This window comes from Fusicatenibacter saccharivorans (genome assembly GCF_015557635.1).
In the GTDB taxonomy this organism is placed as follows: Bacteria; Bacillota; Clostridia; order Lachnospirales; family Lachnospiraceae; genus Fusicatenibacter; species Fusicatenibacter saccharivorans.
Map to the genome: position 1 here is coordinate 17,522 of NZ_JADNOP010000017.1, position 23,418 is coordinate 40,939.

Genomic DNA, 23,418 nt, shown 5'->3' on the forward strand with positions numbered 1-23,418 from the left:
AAAGAGACTCCGTCAATCTTCGGAGCCTTTTTGTAATTAAATACGTAATTTTATTTTTGACTGATCTGCAGCGTTTTATAGCCATGCCGGAAATACAGGATCTCCGCCGCACTGGTAATTCTCCACGAAAAGATATACAGCAGATACAGTGACGGAATGGTATGGAAATACGCGAAAATCGTGTACACCAAGATCACACGGAACACACAGGAACCGAGAATAATGATAAAAATATTCTTCCACAGCGAGTCTTCATCGTTGTATTGCAGAATGGAAATCTGCTGATTGCGTTGATATACTCCTGGGATACTTCGCGGTTTGGAATGGATACGTTTTCTTTTTCGTTATCGTATGTCAGATCTTTCATTACCTGTATCAGATTCTTTTCATCACGGAAGCGCACCTGACTGTACTGCTCTCTGAGATCAAAAATCAGATAGTCGTTCAGCATGCGCAGCATTTCGTCAATGCCGCTTGTTGCGCTTAAAAATTCCTGCATATTGGTTTTTATTACATCATACTGATTCCGATGTTTTTTATATGTTTCACTTCTGCCGATTTTTAAATTCCGAAATAGTGCATCGATATCTATGCTTCTGTCATAATAAGCCGCCAGCATATCCGCTGCCATAGATTTTCCAAATCGTCTCGGACGGCTCACGCACAGATATCGCTGGAGTGTCCGCACGCAGCGATTTGTTTTTCGTTTTTGAGCAGATTACATTCCCATCTTTTTCCAGTTTTTACTTGACTTTTCCTAGTTCTTCTTCTATAATCTTTTTGTAATGATAAATGTAATTTATTTCTGCGAACATTCTACATATTTTTCTTGCTGACTGCAGAAATACTTTCTGCCTGAAAAGGCACAGCATTTTGCAAGAGGGGAGTTTGTGATGGAACCGATTGCTTCTCCGACCCGGCCGGATTTGTTACAAAAGATAAATGAAAAAAAATATCGTGTCAATTCCGATTATCTGCTGCGTGAAATTGCAGGGGAATATGCGATTATTCCCGTTGGGACTGCCTGTCAGATTTCGAATGCAGTGATGGTTCCAAACGATACCGCCGCATTTCTCTGGAATGCTTTTCAGCAGCCACGTACCATTTCGGAAGTCGTTGCACAGGCGTTAGAGGAATATGCGGCTGCGGAAGATACGATTCAAAATTCTGCTTTAAATTTTGTGCATGATACTTTAAGGTATGCATTATTAGAGGAGGTTATATCGTTATGAAGAAAGAGTGGATGGAACCTGTTGTTGAGGTTCAGGAATTTGCTGCAAATGAATATGTGGCGGCCTGCGGGGATAGCGGGAAAGTTTATAAATTTGTCTGCGATGCTGGACAATACGGTCATAATTATAATGTTTATTATTATGATGGATCTGGGCAAAAAAAATATATCGCAAAAGAAGGCTCATGGGGAGGCTGGGGCTCTCAAGCTCAATTTTCTGGATATCATCCTTGTAACAAGACTCATGAAGCGGAATCTGATAGTGGATTTATCAGTGGTTTTATAGATGACCAGTCTACCCGCGATGATGAAGCAACCCCCGTTGTCATCTGGACCGAAAATGGTACAAACGTTCATTGTACTACCAGATTAGACATCAATACTTGGGAAACCGCCAAATCCTGATTTTTCCACTAAATAATAATTTTTCAAACCACAGCAAAAGGATCGAACCCACTCGTTTCGATCCTTTACTATACCTATTAATAATTGGTTCATCAAACCACTTTTTTCGGAGGAACCTTTATGAACTACATGGACGACACTTCCACCTTCGAGCGTTCTTTTCTCCAGAAAGCGCGCCAGCAGCACATTCCTATTACCGGCGCGCTTGAACTTCTGCCACTCTGCAATATGAACTGCGACATGTGTTATGTCCGTCTGTCCCGTTCAGAAATGGAATGTCAGGGACAACTCCGCACAGTTGATGAATGGATTCTGCTTGCACAGCAGATGCAAAAAGCCGGTACACTTTTTCTTCTTCTGACCGGCGGTGAACCACTTCTCTTTCCTGATTTCAAAACACTATATCTTGAGCTTCGAAACATGGGCATGATTCTTACCATCAACACCAATGGAACCCTGCTGGGCGAATCCTGGGCTGATTTTTTTGCTGAGTACAGGCCGCGCCGCATTAACATCACGCTCTACGGTGCCGATGCCGCTTCCTATAACCGTCTCTGCCATTACCCCCAGGGCTTTGATCAGACCGTCCGCGCCATCCGTCTGCTCCGCGAACGAAACGTTGATGTCAAAATCAGCTGTAGCGTCACTAAAAAGAACGCGCATGATTTTCCAAAAATCTTTGTTCTCGGAGAAAAGCTTGGAGTCCCCGTTCATGCCGATCACTATATGATGCCCGCCGTCCGGGAACGCTCCCTTCCTTTTGATGCTCAGGTCCGCCTGAACCCGGAAGACGCCGCTGCGCTTGCCCTGCAGACACTGAAACTGCAGCTGACCAGCGATATTTTCCGGCAGTACGTTCATGAATCCATCCACCGCGTCAACAATCCGTCTTTTCCACGGGGCAATGGTCATATCTCCTGTCTTGCCGGAAACTGCTCCTTCTTCATCAACTGGCAGGGCTTTCTTTTCCCCTGTGTGATGTTATCCGAAATCTCCGCCCCTGTTTTTGATCTTGGATTTATTTCCGCCTGGGAAAAAGTTTCCGCCGCTGCACAGAAGATTTCCCTAAGTTCCCAATGCTGTCAATGCCGTTTGCAACCGATATGCCGCACCTGCGTCGCAGCCGCGTTTTTAGAAACCAGTTCTTATCGGGGAATGCCTGGTTATCTCTGCCGCTATTCCGAGCATTACTATCACCTGCTGCTGGCAGAAGAAGCTTCTTTTTCCTCCATCGCCTTATAGTCTTTACATATGCTGAAAACGCCGGACAGATTTTTCTCTGCCCGGCATTTTCTATCTTCATGTTTATGATTCAAGCAGCTGCAATACCGCATCCAGCATAACTGTCTCACCTTTTTCCAGTTTTACCGCTTGACGCATCTCTCCATACACAACTTCCCCTTCATACGCCTGATCCGCCGTAACCGCACACCGTGTCAGTTTTCCATTCTCCCACGCAAGTGCAATCGATGCATTTCCAACCAGCCGCAGGCCTTTCACTTCTCCATGATCCCACGCCTTCGGCAGCGCCGGAAGGAGAATGATTTTGTGTTCTCTGCTCTGCGCCATCGCGCGCTCCAGCTTTTCGGTAATCTTCTCTGCCTCTTCGATCACCAGAGTATGACCCATGGTATACACACGGCCGCCCGTTGCTTTTGCCGACAGGCACATGGCCAATTCCAGGGCATTTTTTCCTAGGTTTCCGCTCAGATAAATCGTGTGATCGTTGACCTTTCCTGTACGGTCAAAATATTTTGCACGGTTCAGCATCACCTCAACCGACACTTTTCCCTTCGGTGCACGAAGATGCAGCACCATACAGTCCGCCGGTCTGGAAATGAAGCAGGTTTGGCAGATTTTCAGCGATCATCGCACCAAGCCGTCCATTCTGTCACCAAAAGAGGGAGGCAGACGATTCCACCTCCCTCTTCGTTTTTCAATTTCTATCTAATACTTAATACTCGACGTTCTCTTCATTTCCTTCTTTTCTGACCGTCAGAATCTCTGTCTCACGTCCTGTCAGCGCGCGGCTTCTTTCGCCCGGCTGCTGTCCGCCGATGGAGATTTCATACTCGCCCGGCCGTACGACACATCCGCCGTCCTCTGTGATAACAGCAAAATCTCTTGCATGCAGTGTCACGGAAACCTCTTTTTCTTCTCCTGCATGCAGTTCCACGCACGCGATGCCTTTTAACTGGAAGCCTGGCTCACCCGGCTGTGCGTTTTTGTATTTCACATAAACCTCCACGCTCTCATGCAGCGGATATGCACTCTCATTCTTCACCTTCGTGCACACGGTCACATCGTCGAGCACCGCGCTCGTCTCCTGCTCCGTTTTTGCGCCGCTGTAGGAAATTGTTCCATACGTCAGTCCATATCCAAATGGATACAGAATATTTTTATCAGTATAGCGGTAGGTTCGTCCTGCCATGCTGTAATCGGTGAACTCCGGCAGATTTTCTGTTCCCTGATAGAAAGTCACCGGCAGTTTTCCGTTCGGTGCATAATCGCCGAACAGCGCCTCTGCCACGGCTTTTCCGCCGCGCGCACCCGGATACCAGCTGTCAAGAATAGCCGGTACATGCTCCTCGGCCCAGGACAGGTCGATGGCACTTCCTGCCGAGAGAACGAGGACTACCGGTTTTCCAACCGCTGTGATTGTCTCAAGCAGTTCCTCCTGTAAGCCCGGCAGATTGAGGCCCAGCTTATCGCCGCTCGCGTATTCGTTTCCGGCATCGCCTTCCTCGCCCTCAACAGTTGCATCAAGTCCAAGGCACAGAACGACAACGTCTGCGTGCTCAGCGGCAATGACAGCCTCTTTGAAACGGTCTTTGTCCTCGCCGAGTCCTTCGACTTTATTTTTATACAGATGGCAGCCCTCTGCGTATGTCACTCTCACATCATCACCGACATACTGCTGAATTCCTTCCAGCGGTGTGATGTATCTGGACGATGTTCCCTGATAGTTTCCAACCAGCGCTGCTCTCGAGTTCGCGTTCGGTCCGATCACGGCGATACTGCGGATCTTCTTCACATCGAGCGGCAGCATGTTGTTTTCATTTTTCAGCAGAACCATACTTCTCCTCGCTGCCTCGACGGACAGATCAACATGCTCCTTGCACTCGACTAGATCGTAGGACAGATCTTCGTACGGTGACGGATAGTCTTTCATCATACCGAGGCGGATGCGGATTTCCATCAGGCGCTCAACTGCCGCGGTGATTGCCTCTTCGGATACCAGGCCATCCTCGTATGCTTTCGGCAGATGCAGGAAAGCAACGCCGCAGTTCAGGTCACAGCCGTTGTTGACGGCACGCGCTGCGGACTCCTCTACATTTTTGGTCACTCTGTGGTGCTCATGGAAATCTATGATTGCCCAGCAGTCGGAGACAACATGGCCTTCAAAGCCGAACTCATCGCGCAGGATGTCCTTTAACAATGTCTTGCTTCCGCATGCCGGTTCACCGTTGACACGGTTATACGCGCCCATGACTGCCTCGACTTTTGCATCCTTGACACAGCGTTTGAAGGCATACAGATAGGTGTCATACAGATCATGTTTGCTGACTCTTGCGTCAAACTCATGGCGGATCGCCTCTGGGCCGCTGTGGACGGCGAAATGTTTGGCACACGCCGCTGCCTTCGGGTGATCCGGGTCCGGTCCCTGTAATCCGCGGATGTAGGCGCATCCGAGCTCACCAGTCAGATACGGGTCCTCACCATATGTCTCATGGCCGCGGCCCCATCTCGGATCACGGAAAATGTTGACGTTCGGTGCCCAGAAGGTCAGACCTTTGTAGATGCCGCGGTCGCCTTTTCTCGAAAACTCGTTGAATTTTGCACGTCCCTCGGTAGAAACAACATCACCGATCTCCTGCAGCAGCTCTTTATCAAACGTTGCTGCAAGGCCAATAGCCTGCGGAAATACCGTTGCCACACCAGCTCTTGCCACGCCGTGCAGCGCTTCATTCCACCAGTTGTATGCCGGAATGCCAAGACGCTCGATCGCCGGTGACTGATAGACCATCTGGCTCATTTTTTCTTCCAGCGTCATCTGGGAAACCAGCTGTTTTGCATACTCTCTCGTCTCTTTACTCATAGGTAAAATCCTCCCGAAATTTGTTGCCTCTATTGTATCGCCACGTTTCCCGTTCGGCTAGTCAAGTATTGCTCTTTGCTTCTCATTTTATGCGATTTTTGCGAATGACACAGGGGAACATACGAGGAAATCGTGTATGCGTAACCATCCGATATACACGCAGAAACTCCCGGCAGAATTTCTCGTATAAGATCTTCCGTCGGGAGTTTCCCTTATCTATTCCTGTGAAATTTTATTTCTGATACTCTTCCTCGATATTTTTTACCGCACGGAGCTTGTTCGCGTATTCCAGAATCTCTTCTTTGGAATATTTCTGTTTCCGGCACCAGGTGAGGATTTCTTCTTTTACTTCCTCCGGCATCTTGTTGTTCATGCGCAGACAGTCACAAAAGGTTCTCTTCGGAGAATAATATTTGTAGGAACCAAACTCTGTCTTTTTCTCACAGATTTCGCCCGGGACATCGGCATTCTGGAAATAAAAACGTCTGATTTCAAAATTTTCCAGATCCATTTTTTTTCGGTCTGTCCGTGCTGTTGCAACTGCAATCGTAGCCGGCTCTTCTTTCAGCATTCCGGCAAGCCATGCAGCACTGTCCATGCAGATGACTGCGCGTGGGTTTACTTTCGCAATTTCAATATATTGATAGTCTTCCGGTTTTTCATAACCACAGTCCTTGCACCAGTACCAGCCGCGTGCAAATCGTTCCAGACTTCCTTCCTCTTCCATTTCTGCCAGCTGCAGTACGGTCACCTGATGATCTCTGAGGTCTGCGAAGCTCATATATCCATGATGTTCTTTAAATAACGTCGTGATCTTCTGGTATGTTTTAAAAAGCATATTTTCTTTCCCCTTTCAGGATGTGATACATCTTTTTTCATCTATAGGCGTTTGCACATATAATATTCCAATTTTCATGGAATGGCAAGCACTAATTTGTAAAAACCATGTTTTTTCTCTGTTTTTTTCTTATTAGCTGCTGCTAACATATTTCTCTTTTCATCACTTATAAGTATACCTTTTTTACCTGAAATATGCAACCTGCTGATCCGCTTTTTCTGTTCTCATACCAGCAGAAAAAGACCGGATTTTTTACTTCTCATCCGGTCTTTTTCCCTTTCATTCTATCTTTTAACGTTTACCGTAAAACCTTTTTCACTCTGCCGCTTTCTGGGCACAGACATTCAGGTTCCAGGAAGCGGAACATTTCCGCATGATTCCAATCAGCTCTTCGAAGCCCAGCGCATAGCCGACACGAAGGCCTGCCATCGCATAATATTTGGAAACGGTGCGGAGAACCAGAATCGGTTTTTCCGGATGCGCTTTCATATAATCGACCATACTGCAGCAGTCCGGCTCGGTGGCAAACTCCATGTATGCCTCATCCATCACCAACAGAACGTCCTCCGGAAGGGTATCTGCGAATGCTTCCAGCTCCCCGATCGGCACATACGTTCCAGTCGGGTTATTCGGATTGCAGATCACCACGATTTTTGTTTTTTCACCAATTTTTTCTTTCATGGCAGGGAGATTAAATTTCTGCTCTTCGGTAACCGGTACACCGCCGTTTAAGTATGCCATATCGGCAAATGCCCGTAGGTCGGAGCGGAAAACAGCACCTCATCTCCATCGTCCAGAAAGGTCAGTCCGATCATATCGATCATCGCACTCGATCCGGCGCCTGTCAGTACATTTTCTGCTTTTAATCCGTACTGCTCCGCTACCTTCTGTTTCAGCAGTACTGCTGCAAAATCAGGATAAAAATGGCTACCCGCCCTAGAGTCCTCCAGCGCCGCCTCCTCCCCGGAAACTGTGATTTTTGTTTCATCCATACATTCCAGCCAGCATCTGCAGCAGTGCGTCTCGCTGTAGGTTGTCACCGGAGAGGCCTGTACCTCACAGATCTTCATAGTGTAAGGACAGCGGCTCATAAATGCACAGCCCTTCGGAAGCTTTAAGAGGTCCGGCGGTGTTCCCGGAATCGGAACGAGCGGCTCGTCGTTATCCTTTGCCGAGTTGTTGATACTGTTCAGAAGACCTTTCGTGTACGGATGATGCGGTTCGTAGAAAATCTCATCGACGGTTCCCTCTTCTACGATCTGGCCGGCGTACATAATGGCGATCCGGTCGCACATAGAAGCGACAACGCCGAGGTCGTGGGTAATCATGATAACGGAGGTTCCTTTTTCCTTCGTCAGCTTTTTCAAAAGCTCCAGAATCTGTGCCTGTACGGTCACATCCAGTGCGGTTGTCGGCTCATCTACGATAATCAGCTCCGGATCACACGCCAGAGCCGTCGCAATGATGATTCTCTGCCTCATACCGCCGGAAAATTCGAACGGATACTGATCGAGCCGTTTTTCCGGACTTGGAATTCCGACCTGCCGCATCAGCTCAATGGCTTTCGCTTCCGCCTCTTTTTTGGAGCAATTCTGATGCTTTCGAATTCCCTCTGTCATCTGAATTCCGATTTTCAGGATCGGATTCAGAAATGTCATCGGATCCTGGAAAATCATGCCGATGCGGTTTCCGCGGATCTGCTGCATTTTCTTTTCATAAGCCCGTTTTTCTTTCCGGTCCTTCGTGTGCGTCGGGGAAATGTTTTCTCCGTCGAAAAGGATCTCTCCTTCTTCCACTCTGCCGTTCGATGCCAGAAGCCCCATCAGGGTCAGCATGCCGACACTTTTTCCGGAACCGGACTCGCCGACAATACCAAGTACCTCGCCCTCTTCCAGATGGTAGGAAACATCGCGGACTGCGCTGACGGTTCCCTGCTGCGTTTCAAATTTTGTTGTGAGATGGCTGATTTCGAGTAAACTCATACGCTTCACCCCCTGGTTTTCTTTGGATTAAAGGCATCGCCGATTCCCTCGCCGAGGAAGTTCAGGGAGAAAATGGTGATACAGATGCAGATGGTCGGCAAAAGCAGCTGTCCCGGGTGCATGGTAAGCACCTGACGGGCATCCTGTGCCATGGAACCCCAGCTTGCCATCGGAGCGGAAATGCCGATTCCGATGAAGCTTAAGAAGGCTTCAGTAAAAATGGCATTCGGAACAAGGAAGGTAATCTGTACAATGATCGGTCCGATGGCATTGATCAAAAGGTGACGGAAGAGAATTCTCGCATCACTTGCTCCGATGACGAGTGCTGCCATGGAAAATTCCTGCTCCTTTAAGGCAATCAGCTGGCCTCTTACCTGACGAGCCATGCCGATCCAGCCCGGAATGCAGATACCGCGATAGAGAGAAGTCCGATGCTTAGCGTGTACGGAAATCCTCTTGCGATCAGTGTATTAACAGAAACGTTCTTTTTATAGGAAATGCCGAGATCTCCATGCATCAGATTTTCCATGTAAAGAATATACTGTTTCCACATGGGTTCATCCAGTCCGTAGGTCGATTCGAGCTGTTCAATCGCGCTCCGGGAAAGATTATCCGCCTCGAACGGGCTGCCCGGCATAATCCGAATCAGGAAAAAGGTAATGGTGATCAGTGCCCAGATTGTCACCACTCCGATGAATAAACGTTTTATGATGTATCTTACCATGCAGCATTCCTCCCGTTCCGGCTTTTTTAGCTCAGAAGAGGCAGCCGAACGATCTGCTCTGGCTGCCTCTTTGCACCTTTTTACTGTCTTTTGTTTTTATAATGCTTCCTCGCCGCGCTGGCCGGTACGAACCCGGATGACGTCTGCCACTTTCTCGACAAAAATCTTTCCGTCTCCGATATTTCCGGTACACAGCTTCTTTTCCAGAAAGCCTTTTAATACTTCAATTGTCTTATCGTCACCGACGGTCTCGAATTTGCATTTCATCAGTACATTCGGTCCGCTCATGGTTCCACGGTACATCACCCGGTAACCCTTCTGGTTTCCATATCCGGTGATATCCGTTTCCATCACGCCGTACACGGCACACGATTCCATGATGTCGATGACATCCTCCCGGTTCGCGGGTTTGACAATAACTGTCAGCTTTTTCATATCCGCACCACCTTTTTTATTGATCCTTTTTTATTTATCATTATGGAAGTGGAAGTTTGCATAAGCGCTGCATCCGTGCTCGTGCATATCCAATCCGTCGATCTCTTCCTTCTCGGTTACGCGAAGTCCGATGGTCTTTTTCAGGACGAAGAACAGAATGAACGCCAGGATCAGGGTATATGCTGCAACTGCTACAAAACCGATCATCTGGGTGATAAAGCTGCATCCCTCGCCGAAAATACCGGTGAATAAGGTTCCGAGTGCTCCACAGACACCGTGTACACTGATTGCACCAACCGGGTCATCGATTTTTACGACTTTATCAAAGAATTCAACTGCGAATACAACGACAACACCTGCAACTGCTCCAATGAACAGTGCCTCGTAGTCGTTCACTACATCACAGCTTGCTGTAATAGCTACCAGTCCGGCCAGTGCGCCGTTCATTGTCATACTGATATCCGGTTTTCCATAACGTACCCAGGTAACAATCAGGGTAACAAGTGTTGCTGCTGCTGCCGCAAGGTTTGTAGTCATGGCAATGTCGCCAAGGCTGTAGGTTGCTGCTGTGGTCGATCCACAGTTAAATCCGAACCAGCAGAACCAGAGGATAAAGACGCCAAGTGCTCCAAGCGGAAGGTTATGACCAGGAATAGCAACCGGTTTTCCCTCTTTTGTGTATTTTCCGATACGAGGTCCGACCATTTTTGCACCGGCAAGGGCACACAGACCGCCGACCATATGAACTGCAGTAGATCCTGCAAAATCATGGAACCCGATCTGGCTTAACCAGCCGCCGCCCCAGATCCAGTGTCCGGTGATCGGATAAATGAAAACGCTGATGGCTGCGGAGTAAATCAAATAAGAGATGAATTTGGTTCTCTCTGCCATAGCACCTGATACAATCGTGGCCGATGTTGCACAGAACACAGTCTGGAAAATCATAAATACGCCGATCGGCAGTCCGTTGAACATGCCGTCTGCATCTGCCAGCGATTTCGGATGAAAGAAACCTGCTGTTCCGATAAAGGCATTGCTTCCTCCGAACATCAGCGCAAATCCGATGATAAAGAAGAAAATAGAGCCGAGCACGAAATCCATCATATTCTTCATCAGAATGTTTCCGGAGTTTTTCGCTCTTGTAAATCCTGTCTCCACCATGGCAAATCCGGCCTGCATAAAATACACCAGAAAGGCTCCGACCATGGTCCATACGATATTGAGTAATACCTGTGTGTTTTCCATAATAAGTTCCTCCTCATTCCCATCTTACCTGTTCCCGTCTGCAGATCTTCTGAAACGGTCATCTCTGAAACGGTAGCTTTCAGATTTTTTAAAGTGCCTGTTCGCCGTGCTCGCCCGTTCGGATCCGCACTGCATCTTCAACATCGTAAACGAAAATTTTTCCATCGCCGTAGTTTCCGGTTGACAGGTTTTTCACAACAAAATCAACGATTTTCGGAACCTTGTCATCCTCCACAACGGTTTCCACTTTAACTTTCGGAAGCATTTTGGCCACGATTTCCGCTCCGCGGTACATCTGACGATATCCCTTCTGATTTCCATATCCAAGGATATTTGTGATCATCATACCGTTTGCCTTCTGCTCCTCGAGGAGTAGCTCCAGGTTTTCGAGGCTCTCCGGACGAATTACAATTTCCAGCTTTTTCATGATTTTCCCTCCCTTTCCGAACCGGCTCCTGTACAGCTTCTGATTTTTCCGGCTGCGGATTTCTTTTTTATCCGCCTTCCCGGTTTTCTCTTCCATTCATTTACCGGCTCTGCTGCTTCTATATAGAAATCTGTTTTCTGACAGATTTTCTAACCTCTTCTTTCATGCCTGGACTGTTCCGCAGCTCTGCTGTTTTTACAGTTGTTTTTACAGTCGTTTTTTTGCAGCTGTTTTCACAATCCGCTGTTTTTAATTAATCACACTCGTCGGCATTCCCTCCAGGTAAGACCGGAAGTTTTTCACCGCCAGATCTACTGCGCGGAGTCTTGCTGCCTTCGGCTGCCAGGCGATATGGGAAGTAATAAAGGTGTACGGCGACTGCATCAGCGGAATCTGATACTGCGGCGGCTCGTTTGCAACAACATCGAGTCCTGCCATATAAACCTTTCTCGATTCCAGCGCCTCAAGAAGCGCCTCCTCATCGATGATGATTCCCCGCGCGGTGTTGATAATGATGACACCGTCCTTCATTTTGGCAAACGCTTCACGGTTCAGCAGATTTTCCGTTTCCTTTGTATGTGGACAGTGGATCGAGATTGCATCCGACCGTTCGAAGATTTCTTCCATGCTGACCTGCTCGATGCCGTCATACTGCGGCCCCGTCTTTTTGTGACGGCTGTTTGCGATGACCTTCATGCCAAAGCCCTTTGCCATTCTTGCCGTCCAAAGGCCGATTGCGCCAAGTCCGATGATTCCCATCGTTTTCTGGTAGAGCTCAATCTGCGGCACGAACAGTTGATTGTAGCTTGCCTGCGGATTCGTTTCTTTTTCTTTCCAGTACCCTGTTTTGGTGTAATTGCTCTGTACCGTCACGTTATGACAGATGTTCATGAGCAGTGCCATCGCATACTGGGCAATGGTGACATCGCCGTAAATCGTATTCGTTATGGTCACGCCCCTGCGTCTTGTCATTTCCACATCGAAGTCTTCAAATCCATGTCCCAGCGTTGCGATATATTTCAGATTCGGATGCGCTTCAAAGAGCTTTTCGTTGATCACTCCTTTGTGGACCCAGATACCAAGTGCTGCGTCGGCGTTCCCGATCTGACTGCTGTAATCTTCGAAGGTGTACCTCTTTTTCTCCTGATGGATGATACGGAACTTTCCGATCTGTGGTACGGTCTGCAGCATTTTGTTCCACTCTGCTTCTATTTCTTCGTACGTCAGATCGATGGTTCCCGGGTCTCCCTGAAAAACGACTACCTCATAGTTTTCTTCTTTCATACGCCTCGCCTCCTGTTGTGCAATCAGTCCGCAGATCATAACGAGCTGTTCGGCTGCGTGACACGCTGTTTTCTTATCCCCGCTTCCGAGGAACTGTGCTCCGACAACGGAACCGCCGCTTGCCATCGATGTGAAAATCACGATCAGCAGTACGCAGATCGTATTGACAAGTGAGATTCCGGAAACAGCCGTTTCACCGGCCCCGGATACCATCACCATATCTGCCATACCGACGGTAACGGCCAGCACCTGTTCCACAATCAATGGTACGATCAGCCGGACCAGACGCTTTCTGTCAAATAAGACGTTTGTGTTTTCCATCGGACTTTCTCCTTTCCGGTAAAATCAAAAAGCGACCTGGAAATTCTTCTTCCAGATCGCCCCATTGCGAACTCTTTACTGACGTTTCTCCTTTGGATTGAAAAACGCGGCACGAAGCTTTCCCTTCGTACCGCGCCTTCGCGAATCCATTACTTATATGGAGTTTATCTTGAAAAACAGACAGAGCGTTTTCCGGTTTTCTGAGAGTGTTTTTCGGGAGAAATAAAACCTTGGAGAAAGGGAGAAAATTACAAACGGAGCGATTCTATTCCCAGAACCGCTCCGTTGCGTTATCTTTACTCTATTCTTTTTCTCTGCTGTTTTTCAACATAGGCACATTCTAGCGGAATTCCCACTTTTTGTCAATCCTTAAATTTTTCGATGATTTCCGGTCTTTTGCATCAGTTCTGTCAATTTTGCGCAATTTCACCGATATTTTTTCGGCTGTTTCTGAATATTTTTCTCATAAACCTTTGAAATTTCTTTGTTTTCTTTTAAAATCGCGGAAAAACTCCGGCAAAATTCTGTGAAAATTCAGAGCGAACGCCAGACTTGGCATTCATCAAATATCCGCTACCTGTCTGGAGCGTGTTTGAAAAAAGCTCTGTTATGTCAGATCCAGTCAAAATCTCCGCCGGTAATCGCAAGACTTAAGAGTGCATCCATCTTTTCCACTTCCTCTTCGCCCTCAATTTTTTGCAGCAGCACTGCGGTGTCCAGCACATCCTCCAAAGATTCGCCAGGTCCGATTTCATAATCCACCTCCGCCTCGCAGTCCGGGCATGGGATTTTTTCCATCGTCTGAAGGGATAAAAAGCGGTTGCCGCATTTCTTGCATTCATAATAACCACATGTTTTGGTTCCGTCTGGTACGTAATACATCTTTTCATACTCCTTTTTATTTTTCATACTTCTCAATGATACACTGATGTTCTTTTACCGCATCCGTGAACTCGCTGCGGATTTCTTCATTTGGAATGTACGCCATCTGTTCTCTTCGATCGTATGCCAGATAGCCTAAGTGAATCAGTGCAGTTAAAACGTCATCTTTATTTTTAAATGTCACCATATCATTCTGATACGATTTCGTTTTTACTTTCACTCGTTCCCCGGACATCATCGTAATAATGTCTGTTATAATATGCATCCAATTACGTATCGGATTCTACATCTTAATTCCGCAGTATTCCCATGTCACTGTATCGAGCAAGAGGAACTCCTCTGTTCCAATCGGCTTTCCATCTCTGTAAGTTGAAAACACATCCGTGCTAATCAGATTTCCCTCTTTCGTAATTGCATCCATAGGTGTATGACCTACAACCTGCAACAACTTACGTGGCTTATATAATCTCATTTTTGAATGCTGTGGTCTCAGCCAGATCGGCGATGCATCATTCCACATCTCGATTCTTCCGAGCTGATTAATCGTCTCTAGCACAGCATCCACATCATTATATTTTGCCCGCGGAACATATTCCTCTACAAAGAAATTCAGTACGCCTCCATGAGAAAAGAGAACATTGTCTATTCTCTGAACATATTTAATGGGATTATCTTCTGGAACAGCCTCTCGCAAATCCAACAACTTTCTTTGCACTGTCATTGAAGCCATGGAGCTATAACCGCTCTCCAGACAATGCCACAGATAACTCAAATCGTGATTCCCGTAGCACCAGGCTGTTTCCGGAAATGCTTTTGCAAACCGAATAGCCTCATCATAAGTTTCTTCATAAAGTCCGACATTATATTGCTTGTCCCAATCATCAGGGATGTCCATCAGACATACCGCTCGATCAGCAATTCCCTGATGCATAAGAGCTGTAGCCTGTTTAAACATCTGCGGTTTAAGATGAACATCAGGAATTACTAATATCTTCATACCATCATACCTTCTTATACTATTCTACTGGATATATCACCCTTTGTCCGGATATCTTCCAACTGATACCGCATTTGCAATGTCTTAATCCAATGAACTGCTGTTTCATAGCACCACCACAGACAGGACATCGTTTTGCTTTTGATCTCATCGCTTACCATGCTCAAATTAAGCTTCTCTTCTCCATTTACCTGAGGTACAGGTGATCAAGATGCCGAAGCGATGACACAGCCGAACGTTCTGGCAAACAAAACTTTCTGCACATCATCGGGGTAGAATTTGACCCAAAACATTACAAAGGAAAGTGACCCTGTACGCCAAAAACATTATACAACAAAAAACACTGATTGGTAGACTTCATCAATATTTTTTTCTACAAATATTTTTATATTATATCATCCACACATGAAATCAAATACATAGCACTGTAAAATCAAAGTAAATATTTCGATCAACAGAACCTTTTATGACAACATCTCTTTCACACAAGTACTTCGATAATCACTTGGTGATATTTTATATCTTTCTTTAAATACTCGGTTAAATGTTCTCTGACTTTCAAATCCACTATCCAGACAAATGTTTGTAATAGAATCACTCGTATTTTCCAAACGATGGCATGCATAGTTCAGCCTTGCATCGTTAAGATATTGATTAAAGTTTCTATGGAATGTCTTGGAAAAGAGTCTGGATAAAACATATTTGCTCACGCCCAGGTCTTTTGCCATCTCTTCCAACGAAAACTTCTTCTTGAAATTTGCTGATATATAGGAAACTGTCTGGTAAATAAGATCGTTGCTCCCCACACTGCTCTTTTCTACCAAATTTAATTTTCCTATGCAGCGTGCCAACACAATTTGAAGATATGCCTGTGCAACAGTAATATCCGACTGTTCTGTCTCTAAAATTGCATTTATAGCCCTATATACCTCCGGTTCAACCTTTTCCGCTTTGATGATTGGGTATTCAGGAGCCATGGATTGCATGATATCTGCAAATTTAGCTATCGTAAATGGCGATGCGATCAGATAAGTCGCTTTATTTACACCGGGTGTCAGTACCTGATAGTGATGAATAACATCTGGAAATACAAAGCCTATATCTCCTTTTTCCATATGGTATAGTTCCTGTCCGACACCAAGTTCTAATGCTCCACTTGTTACACAAACGATCTCCAGTGCATTATGAAGATGTGGTTCAATATGTTTTGACTTCCTATTTATTGCTATAATCTCCTCTTTTGTGTCAACATATTTTAACTGCATGAAATACTCCCCTTTGCAACATTTGTCTATATCTTCTTTCGATTTGGCAAGCAATCCTTTTACACCTATCTTATAATCAACTTGTAAATAAGGAAAGGAGGAATTGCAAATGAGCAACCTAAAAAAATATCTGAATGACCTTTTAGTATTCTACGCTGAATATTTTGAGCATCCTTACCATGTATAAATACTAAAAGGACTATTTTGTGAAAACTGAATATTTTCTTAAGGCCATTTCACAAAAATGAAGTGGTCCTTTTTTATTTTCAAAATACAGTTCTATCACTTTATATATAGAAAAAAGCACTGTCTCATCGAGCAACGACCAGACAACGCTTTCTCCTGTCAATTCTAATTTATGTCTAATGCATCTGTTACTTCATCTGCAGCAATTCCTTTTTCTGCTTTCAGTTTTTTATTTGCATCTTCTACATTCATTCTTGAAAGTGCAAACATAATCAATACATCAAAGATTAACGGAAGCCAAAGATACATGAACTGCATCATATCAAGTGCAGACTGTGGCTGAGTTGCATTTGTTCCGACATATCCACTGAACTCAAGCATCCATCCAACAACAGCGGTTCCAATACCTCCACCGATTTTTACACCAAGAGAAGTACAAGAGTACATCGTTCCGTCAATTCTCTTTCCCTGCGTAAGATAAGTGTATTCAGAGCAAGATGCGATAACTGCATTCATATCTCCCTGCCATGGTCCCTGACCTAAAGCTGCAAGAGCTGTAAATGCCATCATCAGCGGAACACTGCCCATATATCCGGCAACAACAACAAGTGCTCTACCGATGACTGCTAAGACGTAACCTCTTAAGTTCAGTTTATACATACCTTTCCACTTACCAACTAATGTCGGTGTGAAAATCAGGGCAATGATCAGTGGAATATTTACTGCCCATGCAAATTGTCCAAACAAATTCTTATTTTTCAGTACCCATGTCATGTAATAAATGCCAGCTCCAATCATGGCACCATATAACTGCTGTAAAATATATGTTCCACAAATCATCATGTAATATTTGTTTTTAACAAGAAGCTTGAATGCCTGTACCATTCCGTACTTTTCATTATCATTCTTTACTTCTCCTTCATTAAGTTCTTCCTCCGGAAGTTCCTTAACAGAAAGTGCTGAAATCGTATTTACGACCAGACCAATGATTGCATAGATAATAGCAACCGTTCTCCATGCCGCAGCATCTCCACCACATTTATCTACAAATCCAACTGTAATCGCCTGAATCAGAAGACTTGTTGAAAATGCAAAAATAAAACGGTAAGATCCCATCTGTACACGCTCTTTGCTGTTCTTTGTAATCAGTGACGTAAGTGCTGAATAAGCAATATTGTTTGCTGTATAAAACACACCATTTAACAGTGTATAAGAAATAAAGAACCATGCATATTTAGCCGTTGTTCCAAAGCTGACTGGTACTGCAAAGCAGCAGACCAGCGTAATGGCACAACCAATGTATCCGTATAGCATCCAGGGTTTCGCTTTTCCCATTTTACTGTGTGTTTTGTCAATCATTGATCCAAAAAATATATCCGTAAAACCATCAAATAGTTTTGATACGGCAATCAGGGTACCCACGACACCTGCAGCAAGTCCTACCGAGTCCGTCAGATAGACCATCATAAAAGATGTCAGGAACGCATAGACTACATTACCTGCAACATCACCTGATCCGTATCCAATTTTGTTATACCATTTCAAATACTTTTTTTCTTCCATCGAATTTCTTTGCTCCTCATCTTCATCGCACTTAGAATTTCAATATGTCTAACCGTATGATGTCTAATTCTGTTTTTTTCTCTGTTTTTGTCTGATTGCTCTGTATATCCGGACTTTACATTGCAATCAGACTATCCTTCTTTGTTTACGGGTTACATGAAACTTTATTATCCCTTTACATACGGTATCAGCGTAAACTGGAACCGGAATAATACATCATCAAATCGGTACTGATCTAATACAACTGGACCACAACTATTAGAACCAATGCCATTTAATGCGTAGTCAACACAGAATACTACACTATCTGATTCTATTAATTCATAATTATGCGTTTTCTTCTCAAGTTCTTCCTGTGTATAATAAGAAGCATTGAATGAAAATGCCTTTTCTGCAGATGCCACAATTCCATATCGGCTGTTGTTAAGCTCTACATATTCACAATCATAATGGCTTCCATTTTCCTGTGGACGGATATAGTCCTCATGTAAATCCCCTACATCTGCCCGGTATAAACCGTGGCTCGCAGCCTGATGTTTATCACAATAACTTTCCTGTGGTCCCATTCCAAAGTATCTTACAGCTGAAAGTTTTTTATCCAGGAACATCCTCACACCAAATCTCGGAAGATCCGGGAATTCATCGTCTTTTGTTACTGCAATATCTGCATCAATCTTTCCAGCAGCTTCTATTTTCCATGTAATCGTCACATCAAGAATCTTCTGCACTGTCTCTGCCACAACGGAAGCATGGCTTGTAATCTTCACACCATGTTTTCCCTGCACAACCTCTGTCGTATAGGCTCTTGTGTAAGCCTTATCATAGTGGGCTTTCTTCCATTCAGACTTGATGTACATATCGTTATCTGTTGGAGCTCTCCAAATATTTAATTCCATCGGATGGTTCAAGTATTCCCGCCCTGCGAATTTCATCTCTGTAAAGAGTGCAGTACGTTTGTCTATGGTATAAGCAAATTCACGCCCCTTGATATGAATCTGTGTATCATTTTCATTTACCTGTAATTCAGAGTCCACTACTGTTTTTGGTATCCATTTCTCTGCAAGTTTACATTTTGTATCCTCTTTACTTACCTCAATTTCATCAAATCCAAGAATATGGTCTTCATTCAACAGTGGCAATTCTTTTTTCAGATGGTAAATAAGTTTTAAATAACATTTCCCATTCTCTGGAACATTGATCTTCAGGTTTGTTTTTCCTTCCCCGTGTGGTGCCACAAAAAACTCCGGAAGTATGCCTTTGCTGATCACAAGACCATCCTGTGTCAGCTCATAACTAATCTTCACATAATCTTTCAAGTCATCAAAATCCATGTAGTTATGAAGCACCAGTTCTCCGCTTTCTTTGTTATAGGAAATAACTCTTGCCGGGCGATAAACATTCTTGTATTCCAAAAGTCCTGTATGTACCGTTCTGTCCGGATATACTAATCCATCCATACAGAAGTTGCCATCATGAATTTCTTCGCCATGGTCGCCCCCATAAGCATATATAGTCTTTCCATTCTCAGCAGTTCCATGAGCAATCGCATGGTCACACCATTCCCAGACAAAGCCGCCGCACATTTTATCATTATCCTGAATCATCTGGAAGTAATCTTCAAAATCTCCAGGTCCGTTTCCCATGCTGTGACAGTACTCTACCAAAAGGAAGGGTTTGCTTCCATCTTTATCCAGATATTCCTGAATTTCGGAAAGCGCCGGATACATCCGGCTGTACACATCCAGATTGCTGTAATCATATGTTTCATCATAATTACGGTATCTTGCACTCTCATATTGTGTAATACGGTCTGGATCAAAATTCTTTGTCCATTCCAGTGCTTTTTCAAAGTTGCAGCCATAAGCACTCTCATTTCCCATTGACCACATAACAATACAGAAACGGTTTTTGTCACGTTCCACCATGAGTTTTACGCGATCAACGATTGCCTCTTCCCATACCGGATCATCTGCAATCTTCTCATTCCATCGTTTGAACCGATTGTAATCAGTGTCTTCTTTTCTGTAGATCATAAATGGACCATGAGCTTCAATATCTGCTTCATCTATCACCATGAATCCATACTTGTCACACATTTCATAGAAAAATGGTGCGTTCGGATAGTGGCTGGAACGGATCGCATTAAAATTATGCTGCTTCATTAACGTAAGATCGGTTGTGAGCTGTTCCAGACTGATTGTAAATCCAGTAATCGGATCGGAATCATGTCGATTGACACCACGGAATTTAATCTTCTGTCCATTTAGGTAAATGACCTGGTCTTTAATCTCTATCTTTCTTAATGCAATGTGATCTACAATTACTTCATTCTCTGTTTCAAGAATCAGTTTATATAGATATGGATTTTCTGTGTTCCAAAGTTCCGGACTTGCAATTTCTAATACAGCTGTTCCTTCTTCAGCAATACTTCCTAGTGCTACAACTGCTCCGTTTCTATCTTCAATCGAAATTTTTACATTTAAGGGAAAGTAGAATTTCATTTCAATTTCTACTTTCGCAAGCATATCCTCAATTCTTGTTTTAATATGATAATCACTGATTGCCTGTTTTGGGCGTTTCAAAATGTACACATCCCGGAAAATACCACTCATACGGAATTTGTCCTGATCTTCCAAATAGGAACCATCACACCATTTCATTACCAACACTGCCACCGTATTCGTTCCATCCTGAAGTACATCGGTAACATCAAACTCACTGGTCATATGTGAAACCTGGCTGTATCCTATGTAAGAGCCATTGATCCATACATAAAAGCAGCTGTCTACTCCTTCAAAGTTCAAAAAAGCTTTTGATGCTTTCTCATCTCTGCTGTACTCAAAATTATGTACATAAGCTCCACACGGAATATCCTGTGGCACATATGGTGGATCAAACGGAAACGGATACCGGATGTTTGTATACTGGTGTGTATCATATCCTGCCATCTGCCATACACTTGGAACCTGAATCTCATCAAAATTTTCTGTATCATAATTCTTCTCAAAGAAAGAATCCTGAATGTCATAGATGCTGTTAAAATACTGGAATTTCCAAGTTCCATTCAATAACTGCATACGATCTGATTCTTCTCTGTGTTCCACCAAGTTATCCATTCTTTTGGATGCCGGAATATAATAGGCTCTGGCTGGCATTGTGTTTTCGTGCAGTACGCTTAGATTTTCATAATAACGTGGTACGATCATAAATAACTCTCCTCCAATACATATACTTTTTTGTTCTTTGTTTCCCTAAAGCAAACCTTATACTTTACTTTTTTGTTTACGTTCCTTAGTTATGCTATATATATATAGCTTATCCTAATCCGCAAAATATGTCTATAAATTGGATTAGACAAAATATGCACTAAATGATACAATGATAAAAAGTGCGAAAAGAGGTGCTGTCCTATGTATTTGAACACCGGTTATTTGAACCACTCACATATGGATTTCAAAGACAAAAGTTGTCCGCTGATTGTAGGTAGCTGTGGTACTTACCGTCTTTCCAGACATCCCAAACTTCCTACCTACCGTCCAAGGGGTCGTCTGGATTATCAGATTATATATATCACTGCTGGTTGTGGGCATTTTCATTTTGATAATGTAAATAACGAAACGATTGTTCCAGCCGGCAACATTGTACTGTACAGACCGAAAGAACTTCAGAAATATGAATATTACGGAGAAGATAAGACAGAAGTATACTGGATTCACTTCACAGGAAGCAATGTGAAAAATATCTTACGTCAATATGGGTTTCCGGATAAAGAACGTGTCTTTCAAGTGGGTACATCTAATGAATATGAACAAATTTTCAAACGTATCATTATCGAGCTCCAACGCTGTCAAGACAATTATGAGGAAATGCTTGTCCTTTTGCTACGTCATCTTCTGATCAGTTTCCACCGGGAACTGACAAGAGAGCACATATTAAAAAATGAATACCTTGATCATGAGATGGATAATGCTGTTACCTTTTTCAGTGAAAACTACAATCAAAATATCAATATTGATGATTATGCTGCCTCACGAGGCATGAGTGTCAGCTGGTTTATCCGAAATTTCAAAAAATATACCGGTTCTACACCAATGCAATTCATTGTGGGAATCCGCATCAACAATGCTCAGATGTTACTTGAAACAACAACTTATTCCATCAATGAGATTTCTAAGATTGTCGGATATGATAACCAGCTTTATTTCAGTCGGCTTTTTCACAAGTTGAAAGGATATTCGCCGAGAGAATACCGAAAGCTGAGAAACAAATTCTGAAATCCACAAAGAGGATACCACCGAATTATCAAAACAATGATTTGTAATATCCTCTTCTCACTTTTGCTATTCTTATTTTACAAACTCAGCCGAATAATAATACATATACTCATTATCTGTATCTATGTATTCTCCTGTAATGTCCTGTATCGGCAACGAACTCACTCCCTGTTCGCCATAGATCAGTGCTGCCAATCCTTGCTCTGTTCCGTACTCTATCGTGCTTTTGTTCTCTATAGAGGTCGCAGATCTTCCATAATATTCTCTGTTTGCAACACCTTCCAAGATTGGCATTTCTGTCATATATTTTGAATATTCATCTGCTGCAATAAGCTTTGCAGTAAAATTATCAAAATCCGGAGTGATGACAATCAATCCATTTTTTGCAGATTTCACGTCCTCATAGAAAAGTTCCAAAACTCGTTTATGAGAAACTCGTTTTCCAGAATGATATTCTGACAAGTAAACGTATAATGCTTGAAATGTATCTTTTGAATTGTATCGAAACATCATGGTTCCATCAATTCCGGACAACAATTCAGCCGTTTTCATTTCTACACTATCCGGATCTACTGCTTCTATATAATTTTGTGGTTGCCGCAATTTATTACATACCATGATTCCAAGAGTAATAGCAAATACTCCCACAGCAATAAGAAGTACAGCAATAATCTTCTTTAAATAACGCTGTTTATGACTACTATCTTTTGATATCTGTATCAGTGTATCTTCCGATTTTTTTTCTACATTAGTTACCTCAATATCTTCACCTGCCAAAAATTCATTTAGACTGATGCCTAATATTTCACATAATTCTAAATACACAGACACATCTGGTAAACAAATCCCACGTTCCCATTTGGAAACTGACTTATCACTCTTACCCAGTTTCTCAGCAAGCTGTTTTTGAGTCATACCAAGTTTTTTTCTTTTTTCTGCAATATAGCTTCCGATTTTCACAAGGTCCATAAATACTTCCCCCTTTCAGAATTATAGTATCTATTTTGTCCCAAAAAGTACACCCCTTAATGGTAGAATCGTATTATATAGGCAGAATCTCATCCAATTTCATAAAATAAAAAGGACGCTGTATGCTCTCGTTTCTTTCGGGGCTGCAGCGTCTTTTCTGCTTTCACGGCTCGCGCAGACCGCAGGGCAGTCAAACAGATTTTTCAGCAGACATAGTTTAAGCCCGATCGATTCTTTTTTCTCTCGACCGGGCTTTTAATGAATTTCCAGTAATTTCATTTTATACACCTG

Annotated in this window: 24 protein-coding genes; 4 read left to right on the forward strand and 20 right to left on the reverse strand. The window is 43.8% G+C overall.

Annotation, left to right across the window (positions count from 1 at the left end):
• Positions 1–193 precede the first annotated feature (193 nt).
• Entirely contained in the window at positions 194–688 is a 495-nt protein-coding gene (locus I2G42_RS13320; RefSeq protein WP_278309061.1) for an AAA family ATPase, read from the reverse strand.
• 205 nt (positions 689–893) lie between these two features.
• Here I2G42_RS13320 and I2G42_RS13325 point away from each other — a divergent pair, with 205 nt between their 5' ends.
• The 3 genes from I2G42_RS13325 (at position 894) to I2G42_RS13335 (ending at position 2,878) form a co-directional block, all read left to right on the forward strand.
• Complete coding sequence (locus tag I2G42_RS13325; protein WP_055221837.1) at positions 894–1,232, forward strand: PqqD family protein; 339 nt, start codon at positions 894–896, stop codon at positions 1,230–1,232.
• Positions 1,229–1,636 carry a hypothetical protein gene (locus tag I2G42_RS13330; RefSeq protein ID WP_055221839.1) on the forward strand — a complete coding sequence of 136 codons (408 nt, stop codon included), beginning with the start codon at positions 1,229–1,231 and terminating at the stop codon, positions 1,634–1,636. The genes I2G42_RS13325 and I2G42_RS13330 overlap by 4 nt, the downstream gene beginning before the upstream one ends.
• A 120-nt stretch (positions 1,637–1,756) precedes the next feature.
• The gene (locus I2G42_RS13335; protein ID WP_195531158.1) at positions 1,757–2,878 is read left to right on the forward strand and encodes a radical SAM protein; all 1,122 of its coding nucleotides are present in this window, start codon (positions 1,757–1,759) and stop codon (positions 2,876–2,878) included.
• Positions 2,879–2,941: 63 nt separating this feature from the next.
• Here the strand turns inward: I2G42_RS13335 and I2G42_RS13340 are convergent, their stop codons facing one another.
• The 18 genes from I2G42_RS13340 to I2G42_RS13425 form a co-directional block, all read right to left on the reverse strand.
• Positions 2,942–3,499, reverse strand: a complete 558-nt coding sequence (locus I2G42_RS13340) for a glycoside hydrolase family 95-like protein (protein ID WP_276511301.1) — start codon at positions 3,497–3,499, stop codon at positions 2,942–2,944.
• Positions 3,500–3,590: 91 nt separating this feature from the next.
• On the reverse strand, positions 3,591–5,735 hold the full coding sequence (locus tag I2G42_RS13345; RefSeq protein ID WP_117812963.1) for a glycoside hydrolase family 3 C-terminal domain-containing protein: 2,145 nt from the start codon (positions 5,733–5,735) through the stop codon (positions 3,591–3,593).
• Between the two features lie 232 nt (positions 5,736–5,967).
• Positions 5,968–6,573, reverse strand: coding sequence for a type IV toxin-antitoxin system AbiEi family antitoxin domain-containing protein (locus tag I2G42_RS13350; RefSeq protein WP_022462444.1), 606 nt, complete (start codon positions 6,571–6,573; stop codon positions 5,968–5,970).
• A gap of 315 nt (positions 6,574–6,888) precedes the next feature.
• Positions 6,889–7,314: an aminotransferase class I/II-fold pyridoxal phosphate-dependent enzyme gene (locus I2G42_RS13355; protein WP_055227846.1), complete on the reverse strand. Its 426-nt coding sequence runs from the start codon at positions 7,312–7,314 to the stop codon at positions 6,889–6,891.
• On the reverse strand, positions 7,302–8,555 hold the full coding sequence (locus I2G42_RS13360; RefSeq protein WP_070103212.1) for an ABC transporter ATP-binding protein: 1,254 nt from the start codon (positions 8,553–8,555) through the stop codon (positions 7,302–7,304). Before I2G42_RS13360 ends, I2G42_RS13355 begins: the two co-directional genes overlap by 13 nt.
• Before the next feature lie 5 nt (positions 8,556–8,560).
• Positions 8,561–8,941, reverse strand: coding sequence for an ABC transporter permease (locus I2G42_RS13365; protein WP_082424743.1), 381 nt, complete (start codon positions 8,939–8,941; stop codon positions 8,561–8,563).
• Positions 8,926–9,279: an ABC transporter permease family protein gene (locus I2G42_RS13370; protein ID WP_117804665.1), complete on the reverse strand. Its 354-nt coding sequence runs from the start codon at positions 9,277–9,279 to the stop codon at positions 8,926–8,928. The genes I2G42_RS13365 and I2G42_RS13370 overlap by 16 nt, the downstream gene beginning before the upstream one ends.
• Positions 9,280–9,375: 96 nt before the next feature.
• Positions 9,376–9,714 carry a P-II family nitrogen regulator gene (locus I2G42_RS13375; protein ID WP_022462439.1) on the reverse strand — a complete coding sequence of 113 codons (339 nt, stop codon included), beginning with the start codon at positions 9,712–9,714 and terminating at the stop codon, positions 9,376–9,378.
• 30 nt (positions 9,715–9,744) lie between these two features.
• A complete protein-coding gene (locus I2G42_RS13380) occupies positions 9,745–10,959 on the reverse strand; it encodes an ammonium transporter (RefSeq protein ID WP_195531159.1) in 1,215 nt (404 codons plus the stop codon).
• Between the two features lie 88 nt (positions 10,960–11,047).
• On the reverse strand, positions 11,048–11,386 hold the full coding sequence (locus I2G42_RS13385) for a P-II family nitrogen regulator (RefSeq protein WP_055221847.1): 339 nt from the start codon (positions 11,384–11,386) through the stop codon (positions 11,048–11,050).
• 249 nt (positions 11,387–11,635) lie between these two features.
• Positions 11,636–12,991: an NAD(P)-dependent oxidoreductase gene (locus I2G42_RS13390; RefSeq protein WP_055227848.1), complete on the reverse strand. Its 1,356-nt coding sequence runs from the start codon at positions 12,989–12,991 to the stop codon at positions 11,636–11,638.
• A gap of 612 nt (positions 12,992–13,603) precedes the next feature.
• Positions 13,604–13,873, reverse strand: coding sequence for an FmdB family zinc ribbon protein (locus tag I2G42_RS13395; protein ID WP_055221876.1), 270 nt, complete (start codon positions 13,871–13,873; stop codon positions 13,604–13,606).
• 16 nt (positions 13,874–13,889) lie between these two features.
• Positions 13,890–14,138, reverse strand: a complete 249-nt coding sequence (locus tag I2G42_RS13400; RefSeq protein WP_147341985.1) for a hypothetical protein — start codon at positions 14,136–14,138, stop codon at positions 13,890–13,892.
• A gap of 18 nt (positions 14,139–14,156) precedes the next feature.
• Complete coding sequence (locus I2G42_RS13405; RefSeq protein WP_055221852.1) at positions 14,157–14,870, reverse strand: metallophosphoesterase; 714 nt, start codon at positions 14,868–14,870, stop codon at positions 14,157–14,159.
• 206 nt (positions 14,871–15,076) lie between these two features.
• Entirely contained in the window at positions 15,077–15,163 is an 87-nt protein-coding gene (locus tag I2G42_RS17055; protein ID WP_117762139.1) for a helix-turn-helix domain-containing protein, read from the reverse strand.
• Between the two features lie 171 nt (positions 15,164–15,334).
• Positions 15,335–16,135, reverse strand: a complete 801-nt coding sequence (locus I2G42_RS13415; RefSeq protein WP_055227849.1) for a helix-turn-helix domain-containing protein — start codon at positions 16,133–16,135, stop codon at positions 15,335–15,337.
• Positions 16,136–16,486: 351 nt separating this feature from the next.
• A complete protein-coding gene (locus I2G42_RS13420; RefSeq protein ID WP_055227850.1) occupies positions 16,487–17,884 on the reverse strand; it encodes an MFS transporter in 1,398 nt (465 codons plus the stop codon).
• A 167-nt stretch (positions 17,885–18,051) separates the two neighbouring features.
• Positions 18,052–21,090 carry a glycoside hydrolase family 2 TIM barrel-domain containing protein gene (locus I2G42_RS13425; protein WP_195531160.1) on the reverse strand — a complete coding sequence of 1,013 codons (3,039 nt, stop codon included), beginning with the start codon at positions 21,088–21,090 and terminating at the stop codon, positions 18,052–18,054.
• A 204-nt stretch (positions 21,091–21,294) separates the two neighbouring features.
• Here I2G42_RS13425 and I2G42_RS13430 point away from each other — a divergent pair, with 204 nt between their 5' ends.
• Positions 21,295–22,158 carry an AraC family transcriptional regulator gene (locus tag I2G42_RS13430; RefSeq protein ID WP_138344479.1) on the forward strand — a complete coding sequence of 288 codons (864 nt, stop codon included), beginning with the start codon at positions 21,295–21,297 and terminating at the stop codon, positions 22,156–22,158.
• A gap of 72 nt (positions 22,159–22,230) precedes the next feature.
• On the opposite strand, the gene I2G42_RS13435 is transcribed toward I2G42_RS13430, so the two are convergent.
• The gene (locus I2G42_RS13435; RefSeq protein ID WP_195531161.1) at positions 22,231–23,127 is read right to left on the reverse strand and encodes a helix-turn-helix domain-containing protein; all 897 of its coding nucleotides are present in this window, start codon (positions 23,125–23,127) and stop codon (positions 22,231–22,233) included.
• Between the last annotated feature and the right edge of the window lie 291 nt (positions 23,128–23,418).